Genomic DNA, 1,748 nt, shown 5'->3' on the forward strand with positions numbered 1-1,748 from the left:
ATCGTTGCGGCGACTGGGATCGGGCACGCCGCTTTGTTGCTGTTCATCAAATAAAAGAAAGCAAACCAGAGAAAGCTCAAGGTGAATTGTTAGACCCGAAGCCAGAGTATGACTATTTCTGCAACGTAACGACGGAATCACTGAGTGCATGGGAGATTCATAAGACCTATGGCAAACGGGCAACCTGTGAAACCTGGATAGAAGAGAGCAAAAACCAGATGGCACTCGGGCAGATCAAAACCGCAGATGTCATGGCGAACAGCGCACTTATGCAATGTGCAATACTGGCATACAACACGACCCGCTGGATGACGATGCTCAGCGGGAATCGCCAACTGATAAAGTGGGAGCCGGAAAGTATTCGCTGCTACATGATACGGGTTGCCGGACAACTGTTAACAGGTGGAAGACAGTTGACCATTGGCAGCAATAAGGACGTTCTTTATAAAACGGAATGGGATGCCTGGTTGGCGGTTGGTGACTGCCTTTAAATAGTCACAAATAGTCGTTCAAAAAACAAACATTCTGCGTATGTGGAAGGCGTTGTCGTGGGCTGAAAATAGAACCAGGAATGATTTGTATGAAAAACGACCTACTGATATGACTTAAATAGGCTTGGCCGTATGAATTTCACTCAATAAATGGGATGGCAGGAAAACAAAATGCTCAGCCCGTTAGGTATTTGTCGTCTGGGAAGTCGATTGCAGGATTTAGGTCCAAGATGAACTGGTAAACCGTCTCATGATGTAGCTTTATGATATCTTCCTTTTCGAGTCTTCCTGCGACTTGCTCGGGACTCCAATCATCCTTGATATCTCGTGCAATCCGGCACTTGATCTCATCAGTGAGCTTAATAGATTTAGCCTTTTCCATATGACGTTCTTTAGCTTTTCCATGGGCTTGCTGGTGTCGGTAACCTCTTTGCCCGGTATTACGCGACCCAGCTCTCGGGAAAACGTGCTCTGTGAACGTCCTAAAACCTTGGCAATCTTGTTTTGAGAGACTCCTTCTTTCAGTTGAAGTTCGGTATAATGTCTCTCTTCAAGGCTCAGGTGTGTATAGGCCATTCTTGGCTCCTCTGTATGGTTTAGTCGCTTTACAGAATACCCCTGAGTCTTGATTCAATTCAAAGGTGTGTGGCGATCAGTTGATTACAGAGGTTATGCACTTATGATACGAATTCAGGTATTTTGAAATTATGCAATCTGACCAAACTTCCGTTCTATGGAAAATCTAAAGTCGAGCCTGACAATAATGGCACTCGTTAACCTTGTAACACTTGATGTAGTCGGGGTTGTCGACCTGTTTAAGATAAGAGCCCTGATGCCCTTTTTGTCCTCCGGGTTTATTGCCAGACGGCTGTCTTAGACTTTTAGGGTTAGGTGTGTCGGTTGATGAATCAGAATTTTCATCAACGGGAGATTCATTTTCACAGTTACTGTTCTTGGAGGATTTTTGACAACCATCAGACAATGGTGGCTTACTGCTGTTCTGACTGTTTTTATTGGCCATTTCTTCCAGGTTACGACAACGCTCAGCCAAGCAGGCAACTTTCATCCGCAGATCTGAATTTTTTTATGAAGCTTGGTGTTCTCTTTTAAGAGAGCATTATTCGATGGAATTTTCGGGAGCTTTTGATTCATGCCGGTTTTACATCAGAGGAACATGTTTAAGAGGATGATAGAAAAATTGAAAAACGCCAGAAATTAGTGGAAAAAATCACATGTTTGTTTCTTGCCATGATGATT

2 protein-coding genes and 1 pseudogene are annotated in these 1,748 nt (G+C 43.8%); 1 reads left to right on the forward strand and 2 read right to left on the reverse strand.

All coding sequences use genetic code 11. The annotated features are described in order from the left end of the window. Positions 1–491: transposase (locus tag AKL11_RS18465; protein WP_172807327.1), on the forward strand; the 491-nt coding region annotated here is incomplete at its 5' end. Positions 492–714: 223 nt separating this feature from the next. On the opposite strand, the pseudogene AKL11_RS24740 reads toward AKL11_RS18465, so the two are convergent. Both AKL11_RS24740 and AKL11_RS18475 read right to left on the reverse strand, forming a co-directional pair. After that, positions 715–1,067: pseudogene (locus tag AKL11_RS24740) on the reverse strand (transposase); the annotation flags it as partial. Positions 1,068–1,233: 166 nt separating this feature from the next. Further along, positions 1,234–1,557, reverse strand: a complete 324-nt coding sequence (locus tag AKL11_RS18475; RefSeq protein ID WP_067520238.1) for a DUF6444 domain-containing protein — start codon at positions 1,555–1,557, stop codon at positions 1,234–1,236. Positions 1,558–1,748: the final 191 nt, after the last annotated feature.

Origin of the sequence: Endozoicomonas ascidiicola (assembly GCF_001646945.1) — a bacterium.
Lineage (GTDB): Bacteria > Pseudomonadota > Gammaproteobacteria > Pseudomonadales > Endozoicomonadaceae > Endozoicomonas > Endozoicomonas ascidiicola.